Below are 9,479 nucleotides of genomic sequence, written 5' to 3'. Positions count from 1 at the left end.
TTATGGAAACGGGAAATAATATCGGGAATATCGTTCTCGGCTATCTCCGAACGCTTGTCATCGAGGGAGAAGCCGTCCGCCTTCATATCGTAGAACCACACATTATCCGTGCCGCCTGCATCGGTCTTCACGAACACAAGCACAGCCGTGGAAACGCCTGCATATGGCTTGAATACGCCGCTGGGCATGGAGATAACGGCTTTGAGCTGATGATTCTCGATAAGCTCCTGACGGATAGACTTGTGAGCCTTTGACGAGCCGAAAAGCACGCCGTCGGGAACGATACATGCACAGCGTCCGCCCTTCTGGAGCAGGCGCAGGAACAGCGCAAGAAAGAGAAGCTCAGTCTTTTTCGTGTTGGTGACTGCTTTGAGGTTGTCGTTGATGCTCTCGGCGTCAACAGTGCCCTTGAAGGGCGGATTCGCCAGACATACGGTATATTTGCCGCTGACATTGTTCTGCTTGGAAACGCTGTCCTTGTAGTCGATGTCGGGGTTGGTGATAGAGTGCAGCATGAGGTTCATGGCAGAGATACGGAGCATAGTGTGGTCTGTGTCATAGCCTGTGAAGGTCTTGTTTGAGAAGTCCGCCCACTGCTCGTCAGTCATTGTGTCCTCATAGTGCTTTCGGATATATTCAGCCGCAGAAACGAGGAATCCGGCAGTACCGCAGGCAGGATCGCATATAAGGTCATCTGGAGTCGGTGCGACCAGCTCCACCATCATCTCACGGATATGTTTAGGTGTACGGAACTGACCGTTCTGACCTGCTGTGCTGAGCTTGCCCAGCATATACTCGTAGAGGTCGCCCTGCATATCGAGGTCGGCAATGTCGTGCTCGTAGAGGTCGTCCAGACCTGTGATTATCTTTTGGAGCACCTGCGGATTGGGTATAACGAACACAGCGCTGTCCATGTAGCGTGAGAAAGCAGTCTGAACCTGCTCTTCGTCAGCGCGGTCAGGTATCTCGATAAGCTCACCCTTGTCATCGAATTCGGGAAGCCTGCCGTATTTCATCTTCTTCACCGCAGGGAAAACACGCTGCGAAATGAGGTCGAAGATCTCTCGGGAGTCTCTGTCCTTGAACTTGCTCCAGCGCATAGCCTGTCCTATCTCCGACTGCGGGAAGATAAGGTCGGCAGTTTCGCCTGTCATATTGGCAAATTCTTCGTTTTCAAGCTCCTTCTCGTCAAGGGAGCGTATGAACATAAGGTATGTGAGCTGCTCGATAACGGTAAGCGGATTGGTGATACCGCCAGCCCATATATCGGTCCATATCTTGTCAATTTTATTCTTAATGACTCCTGTTATCATTGTATTCCTCCGAAATCTCACAGCAGTGAGGTTATATTTATTTAATTATATCATATTTCAAGCAGGAATACAATTGTTATTTTATGAATTTTGCTTAATCCAGGTACTTTGTAAGTGTAAGCAGAATGAGCTTGTTCGGGACCTGATGCCCCGAATAGAATTCATAGCAACTTTTGATTTGACTAAGACCTGGGCTTATGATATAATATTTATTACCAAATTCAGAGGAGGAAGTCCTGATGAAACTGAAAAAGCTTTTTGCGATGTCTCTCGCATTTATTATAACAGGCACTTTATTGCCGATATCTCAGAATATATCAGATAATGTAATTTCGACTGCATATGCTGAACCTGAAAAAATGATTATTCCTAATGATGATGAACCTAATAGCATTTTTGATATTGACCCAACAATAATTGACGAAAAGAATAATATCACATATACAACAACTAACAGAGAGCTGACTCTTGCAAAATGCGATAAATATGCTTCAGGTCAAATTGATATTCCTGACAACATAGATGGTTTGCCAGTCAGATACATAGGCAGACATGCGTTTTTTGAATGTGAAAATATTACAAGCATTAATATTCCTAACAGCGTAAATACTATCGGCGATGGTGCTTTTTATCAGTGTAAAAACTTGAAAAGTGTTTCTATCGGAAACAATGTTAAAACTATTGATTATGCCGCATTTTTTTGTTGTCTTAATCTCAAGTCGATTGAGCTACGTAATAATCCAACAACAATAGAAAATCACACTTTTGCATGGTGTATTAATCTGAAAAACATTACATTACCTCCTTCGGTAACAACGATAAAAAAATATGCTTTTTCTCGGTGTAGTTCACTTGAATTCCTTGAATGCGGGGAAAACGTTTCAAAATTCTATCTTTCTGCAATTGTAGGCTGTGAAAATATGAAATATCTTACGTTTAAAAATCCCACATGTGAATTCATTTTAACTGATGGTATATCCGACGATGGTGAAACTTTTACCCCTCAATCTTTAAACGAAGCCGTAAAAATCACTGATAAAATCGTAATCAAAGGCTATAAAAACTCAACAGCCGAAACAGTTGCAAAAAAATACGGCTTTAAATTCAGCGCTTTACCAACATATGGAGATCCTACTGCAGACGGTAAGATCAACTCTGTGGACGCTTCAGAAATCCTTTCTATATATGCAAAGAATGCTCAGAATAAATCTAAACCTTCAAGTGATGATCTTGAATGCTGCGATATAAACAAAGACGGCGCTGTCAATGCTGTTGATGCTTCTTATGTTCTGGCTTATTACGCTTACACAGCCACAAACAAGAGTACGGTCAGCCTTACTGATTACATGAAGAAAAAATAAACATATCTTTTATCGGGGCGTTATGCCCCGATTTTCTATTTATATCGTAAAACGAATAGTGCCTGCTGCTTTATAAATAGCCTCATCAATAGATATAATAATACAATTTCTTCATAAGTTCATAAAAAGTTTACGATTTCAACCGCACATTTTGCTTTCTTCAAACGTTAAACCCTATATAGAAATATAGCACAATTATCTCTTGCATTCAGCGAGATATCGCTGTATAATGAAATAAAGCAGTTATATACTGCAAATCTGAAGAATGGCAGGTGAATATTATGAAACTCAAGAAGATAGCTGCTGCAATTGCCGCTGCTGCAACTGCAATCACGCCGCTTTCATTTAATGCTTCTGCATCTATTTCGTATGCAGAGGACACAGGCGCTATTGCTAAACTCCCGGACTGGATCCCGTCTGATTTTGATTCCGCTGTAGAGTTCCGTAATTCCTATGGAGCTACGCATATTGACAATGGTCTGATCTGTTTAGTATATCCTGATCGTGCGAGAAAGGGCCGCAGTGCAGATACATACGGATATGAACTGAAATCAACTGTAGGAATGGGGCTCGAACTTAAACATGAGATCTACACTCATGAGCTGACTGAGACCTGCTTTGATGTGTTTGTCTATCAGCCGCAGAAACAAGGCGATATTGATCTGTCAATAGTTGATCCTCATGTACAGGTCAAAGAAACTCCTGACGATTGGGAACCGCCAACAATTGCTGAATATAACTTTACAGTCGGCCAGAACCTCTGTATCACCGAAACCGATATCTTCAGATGGCTACCAGACAGCATGACTGAGTATGATGAGTATACTAAGAAAAACGGTAATGTTTCTGTAAATGGCAATTATGTTGTGTTCTGTACGATGGCAGTGGATCAGCTTGGTGACAAATTGGAGCCTGACTACAATAACAAATATGAGAACATAAAGTATCTTTTGACGTCCGACTGCACTATGCAGGTACCGGATTTGTATGATGACGGTTCAATTGATAAGATATATGTATATCAGGCAGTGAAAGACGGATATGAAAAGATATCATGGATACGTACATCCAAAGCTGAGCCAACATTATATACACTGACTGCGGACTGTACTGTGCTTGATAATGCACAGACTATACTGCTTTCGGAAGATATGAGAGTAACCCTTGTTGACTATGACACAGGCGAGCTGCTTACTCTCCCTGAGGGTGCAATGCCGAGAATATGGACGGATATTCGTCAAAGTACATCCGATGGTGAGATAAAATGCAATATGCAGCCCGTCGGATTCAGAAATAACCCTGCCATTGTAGGTTTAGGCAACTTCTTTGATGGTTACAATTTCTCCTTCGGCTTGCTTGATATACCTGAAAGTTACTCCCTGCCGGAGACTGAAGAAAAATCTGCGGGTTATTACAACGGAACTATTGTACCTGAAGATCATATTACCGTAAAGAAATATGACAACAACACAGCTGACGTTGTGTTCAGGCTGAAAAAAACGTCTAAAAGGGTACTCCCCGAGGAAAAGTCTGCTGATTTGACCGACCTTGAAAAGGGAGAAACAAGGATAACGTTTTATGACAAGGATACAGGAGAGCTTATCCCGAGTGAGCTGGCAGAACACCATAATCTTGGATTTGGTACGGATATAAGATTCAGATCAAATATGTCTCCGGACGGCTGGATGTACACTGGCCCTGTATATTGTGCAGACTCCAATCCGCAGGTCTATCAGACCGATCTCGCAAAGCTATATAGATCCGCGGATATCTTTAAATTCCTGTGCGATGATCAGCCCGAAGTTACATTATATGACAACGGATCAATGGAGCTTGTGATAAGAACCAAGATAAAAGCTTCAGGTAATATAAACGGTGACAGTAAATTCAATATTGCTGATCTTGTAGCATTACAGAAATGGCTGCTCAATGCATACGATAAGGAGCTTTACGACTGGGCAGAAGCTGACTTTGATCTGGATAACAAGCTTACGATCTTTGATCTTGTTCTTATGAGAAAAGCACTTCTTAAATCAATAGATCTGCCTGTCGAGGTCAGTGTCACAGAATCTGGCGGTGTCGCAGGTGCAATGATCATATATAAAGTATACTGTGAAGGCGAAAACTATTTTCTGTCTTATCAGGATCTGACATATGCTCAGGAGCCTCAGTCTATTGTTATTCAGATATCAGAGCAGGAATATCGTGAGATAATGGCTCAGGACTATGACAGTATGATGCAAAACATGAATAATCCCGACGGACCTGAATGGAGTGAATGCGAGTTCAGACTTGAACTCACCTATTCAGACGGTTCTAAGATAAAGACAGTTTCAGACAGAACGCCGGGTATCACGACAAAACTCAGAGATCTGAAGGATAAGTATTCCTATTATGTTAATCCTGATGAGAGTTTCGAGTACGGTGTTCCATTCTTTGTTCTGGAAGACGGTCTTAAGCTTTATCAAGGTCCGGATGAGAGATATAGCACCATTGCATGCATTCCTGCGGATACGCGCCTGATCGAAAAGGGTGCTCAGAACAATAACAACGAATGGCTGTTTACAGAATATAACGGTCAATACGGCTGGATAAAAGTATTTAAAGATGACGGCAAAACTCCGACTATCTATTTTGAACAAGTTGCAAGAAAGCCTGTAATATACCTGTATCCGGAGCAGGAAACCGATGTTCATGTTGAACTTGAACTGACGGAAGCTGAGCTCTCAACAACTTATCCCAAGTATAATAACGGCTGGGACGTAACAGCATATCCTGACGGAAGGATCGTAAACAAAGCTGACGGTACACATCACAGATATCTGTTCTGGGACGCAGTAAACTGCCGTACAAGATTCGATTTCTCCAAAGGCTTCTGTGTTGCCGGCAGTGATACAGAGAGTTTCCTCAAGGAAAAGCTCACATTTATGGGATTGACCGAAGATGAAATGAACGAGTTCATCGTATACTGGCTGCCGCTTATGGAGCATAACAAGTATAATTTCATTTCTTTCCAGAGCGAAGCCTATACCAATTCCGCAAAACTGAACATCACACCTACACCTGACAGTATGTTGCGTGTATTCATGACGTATGTTCCATTGGAAGAAGCAATTGATATCGAACCGCAGCAGTTATCGACCTTTGAAAGGAACGGCTTTACTGTCGTTGAATGGGGCGGTAGCAAGATACAATAATCACAGTTACATAATAATACGAAAATCCGCCCATAATAATGGGCGGATTTCTTTATAGCTTATAACAGGAACAATTTCAAAACAGCTGTATATTCGGCAATAAACGACTTGATTTCTGCCTCTCGGCCTTGTATAATAATGGCATAAAATAACATCTCAGGGGGGGAAACATATGAAAAAAACACTGACAAAAATGTTATCTGTACTCACAGCAGTCGTATGTTTTTGTGTTGTGTCAGCCTTTAACTTGTTCACTGCAAATGCTGCTGATCAGCTGATAAAGGGTATAATTGATGACTACGTTTACGAGATTTGGAATGCTTTTTACGAGGGCGATGTTGAATATGAAAACACAGACAACAACGGCTTTTCTTTTAGTTGGAACGACATACACAATTCAACGGCACTGAAGGGAAATGGCTTTGAAAAAAACACGGTACAAGCTGATCAGGTGAAGGATTACTCTATCGACTACTCTCTTGATATAAATACCGACGGGATCGCATATGTTGGGGTTCAGGGCTGGATGTCAAATGCATTGGCAAAATTTCATATTGTTGAAGCCTGGGCATCATGGCAGCCGCCCGGAGAAAATGCTGAAAAACTGGGCAGCGTGATCATTGGCGACACTACTTACGATCTTTTCTGGAGCATTTATGTTGGACAGACTTTTGACGGCAGAGGCTACAATTACCCCATGTATTGGAGCGTTGCACGCAGAGACCCGCTTGAGCTCAATTCCACAAATCATCTTGAGGGAACTATAGATGTGAGCGGGCACTTCAAAGCATGGGCTTCCGCAGGACTGGATGTGGGATATCTTTATGATGTGAAATTCGGAATTGAGGCGTACAAGTCCAACGGCTCCGCAAAGCTTATCTCAATGGATACAAATATGGACGCTGCTACAGAGGAGTTGTTCGATAAATTCAAGATCCATGAACCATACGAGCGGCATGATCCTCTTCCTGTCGGCAGGGACGGAAGGATAATAACGGTGGATTTTGAGACAGAAAACGACAAAGCCGGCTGCTACAGTGGAAACACGGTCAAACTCACCAAAGACGCTTTTTTCAGCGGTGAGCAGTCATTGAACGTATGCTGCGGCGAATATATATCATCAGCGTTCTGTTATGAGCTGGATCCTTATTACCTTCCGGCTCCCTCAGACGGTACTGCTGCCCGTTTTCAGACGGGAGCGAGGATATACGCAGATAAGGATACTTCCTTTAAAGTGTATTTGTACGAATACAATGATGAAGAAGTATTGCCGCAGGACAAAACGTATCATATTGGAAAAAGGATATGTAAAGCCGGTCAATGGACAAACATACGCGGTCTGTTCTTTGATTTCAAGCATGATAATTTCCGAAAATACATGATCATATTTGAAGCTGATTCAAACGTTGATTTCTTTATCGACGATTTCTTCATAAGCTCTGCCGGTTCCGCAGACGATACGGCAATACAGACATTTGAAGCCGGGAAGCGCTGCGACCTCAACGGCGACGGTACTATAAACAGCTTTGATATTGTGTTATGCCGCAAGGCTGTATTGAAGTCAACAGGCAATAACATCATAGAGGAAAGCGGCGATGCAAACGGCGATTTCAAGACAAATGTAAGTGACCTTGTGCTTCTGACAAAGTACGTGCTCGGCGTTTCGGATGAGATACCTCTTACCGAGAATGAAGCAGTTTTACTGACAGGCGACAATATATTCCGCAACACAGATAATCAGTGCACGTTGGAGGTCTCAGCCCACAGACAAAACGATGATGCCGTCAGCACCATAGTACGCAGGGACGGCACATTTACTGCTGAATGGAACAGAATAGCCGATTATACCTGCGGAAGCTATGCTGAATACGACGAATACTCATTAAATTACTGCAAGGACTTCGATATCAACTATTATGCTGATATAAACTCAACAAATGATATAGATGTGTTTCTCCGCGGAGCATTCCGGGAAGATAACCAATGGATAGACTTTGAGATACACGAATGCTTTAAGTGGAACAGCTATGCTAAGAGTTACATCAGCGAAGCAATAGACAGCGGGAAGTACGAAACAGTCACTGTAAACGGCGTTGAGTATTATATGAACAAGGAGTATAGAGCAGGAAAGATAAGCAACTTATACTTCTATCGCAAGGATGATCCCATAAAAAATAGCGATTCATGCTGTATTGAAAACAAATACAATCTAAGCGATTTCCTTGAGGAATGTTCCATATACAACGAAGAAATCGCCTGTGTAACGAAAATAGGAATGTATGTTGAGTCATATGATTCAAACGGCTATGCTGATTTCAAGGAGCTGAGCTTCGCAAAATAACGTACAAAAAGTGCTTCCAATAGTAATAAATTGAATGAAGGCGGGAGAATCTCCCGCCTTTTCCTTATTTAATTTACTTTAAATACCTAAAGTCGTAGTCTTTTCGCAGTTCTTTTAATCTGTCGTCTGGTGTACTAAAATCCAAACGCGAATCATACTCCAGTAGTAGTAAATAATCTAACGGCGACAATGTACAAGAGTCAATGCCGCCACCAACGCCGCATTTGATCAGGCACTTATCGATCACAGTCACACCATCATCCCTCTCATGACAGAGAAAATAATCCGATGACTCAAAGTTGATCCAACGGGTGAGCAAGAAATATCGGTCCATCTCAGCAGGCTCTTCGCATTTTTCAATTATTTCCAGCCAAGCCTTATTTACGCTCATAGCCATCAGGATTACGTACAGCGATGGAGAACCGCCATCTTCTAGCGTGAATCTGATAGTTTTGTCCTTGGTATTGACGGCTAAATTACAAATAGCCTTATTATCGTCGAATCGGAAGTCGTCTCCATATGTCTCGAACCTACTAACAATAACATCTCGCCTTTTCTTTTCCATAAAAGCTATTTACCTCCTAATCCAGAAGTTAAAACACAGTTTGTTTCGTCAGTATGTCAAAATAATAATATATTTTTCCAAAAGTGAAATAATAGAAATATCTCCTCTTATTGAAGCACTGTCTTCCTGCATAAGTGGGCGTATACACGGGTAATCTATTGCTTTTTCAGAATTTCTGCTGTATAATAAGAATAAAATCAGAAACAAAGGGTGTGAAATAATGCTTGAAGATTTCATCATAAGAGGTCATATTCTGGAGTCCTACAATGGAAATGAAGCAAATGTTCAGATTCCAAGAGGCGTAACAGAGATCGGAGACCGAGCTTTTTCACATTGCGAAACTATGATCAGTGTTGTTATTCCTAACACTGTAAACTCCATCGGAAAAGGAGCTTTTGCATATTGCTTTTAAAACGTTTTGGAGCAATTCATAAACTTGTTCGTATATTTACCTCTAATGTGACTTTGTCACAGACCAAAAACTACAAAGAGTATATAATATACTCAGGAGGCGATTACATGAAACGAAAAGCTGTAATTGATAAAAGCCTGTGCGTGGCTTGCGGCTGCTGTGTAAAGGTCTGCCCAAAGGGAGCTGTAAGTGTACCTCACGGCATAAATGCAGTCATTGATGAAACGATGTGCGTAGGCTGCGGAAAATGTGCCAAGGAGTGTCCTGCAAGTATTATCATACTGGAGGAG

The 9,479-nt window shown here is 41.9% G+C and carries 7 protein-coding genes; 5 read left to right on the top strand and 2 right to left on the bottom strand.

Translation table 11 applies throughout. The annotated features are described in order from the left end of the window. On the bottom strand, positions 1–1,313 hold a 1,313-nt coding region (locus K5677_RS07125), incomplete at its 3' end, for a class I SAM-dependent DNA methyltransferase (RefSeq protein WP_296726251.1). Between the two features lie 239 nt (positions 1,314–1,552). On the opposite strand from K5677_RS07125, the gene K5677_RS07120 reads away from it, so the two are divergent. The 3 genes from K5677_RS07120 (at position 1,553) to K5677_RS07110 (ending at position 8,212) form a co-directional block, all read left to right on the top strand. Continuing rightward, entirely contained in the window at positions 1,553–2,674 is a 1,122-nt protein-coding gene (locus K5677_RS07120) for a leucine-rich repeat protein (RefSeq protein ID WP_296726249.1), read from the top strand. Positions 2,675–2,955: 281 nt separating this feature from the next. After that, positions 2,956–5,871, top strand: a complete 2,916-nt coding sequence (locus K5677_RS07115; protein WP_296726247.1) for a dockerin type I repeat-containing protein — start codon at positions 2,956–2,958, stop codon at positions 5,869–5,871. A 172-nt stretch (positions 5,872–6,043) separates the two neighbouring features. Beyond that, positions 6,044–8,212, top strand: a complete 2,169-nt coding sequence (locus K5677_RS07110) for a glycoside hydrolase family 11 protein (protein WP_296726246.1) — start codon at positions 6,044–6,046, stop codon at positions 8,210–8,212. A gap of 73 nt (positions 8,213–8,285) precedes the next feature. Here K5677_RS07110 and K5677_RS07105 read toward each other — a convergent pair whose 3' ends face one another. Next, positions 8,286–8,777, bottom strand: a complete 492-nt coding sequence (locus tag K5677_RS07105) for a hypothetical protein (RefSeq protein ID WP_296726245.1) — start codon at positions 8,775–8,777, stop codon at positions 8,286–8,288. Between the two features lie 220 nt (positions 8,778–8,997). Here K5677_RS07105 and K5677_RS07100 point away from each other — a divergent pair, with 220 nt between their 5' ends. Next, the gene (locus K5677_RS07100) at positions 8,998–9,189 is read left to right on the top strand and encodes a leucine-rich repeat protein (protein ID WP_296726243.1); all 192 of its coding nucleotides are present in this window, start codon (positions 8,998–9,000) and stop codon (positions 9,187–9,189) included. A gap of 107 nt (positions 9,190–9,296) precedes the next feature. Then, positions 9,297–9,479: 4Fe-4S binding protein (locus K5677_RS07095; RefSeq protein ID WP_296726239.1), on the top strand; the 183-nt coding region annotated here is incomplete at its 3' end.

This window comes from Ruminococcus sp. (assembly GCF_024684275.1).
The sequence above is the reverse complement of the archived record's forward strand: the minus strand, read 5'-3'. Positions and strand labels throughout refer to the sequence as shown.

Coding starts and splice junctions, on each gene's coding strand:
- K5677_RS07120 (WP_296726249.1), top strand. CDS start 1,553: ATGAAACTGAAAAAGCTTTTTGCGATGTCTCTCGCATTTATTATAACA.
- K5677_RS07115 (WP_296726247.1), top strand. CDS start 2,956: ATGAAACTCAAGAAGATAGCTGCTGCAATTGCCGCTGCTGCAACTGCA.
- K5677_RS07110 (WP_296726246.1), top strand. CDS start 6,044: ATGAAAAAAACACTGACAAAAATGTTATCTGTACTCACAGCAGTCGTA.
- K5677_RS07105 (WP_296726245.1), bottom strand. CDS start 8,777: ATGGAAAAGAAAAGGCGAGATGTTATTGTTAGTAGGTTCGAGACATAT.
- K5677_RS07100 (WP_296726243.1), top strand. CDS start 8,998: ATGCTTGAAGATTTCATCATAAGAGGTCATATTCTGGAGTCCTACAAT.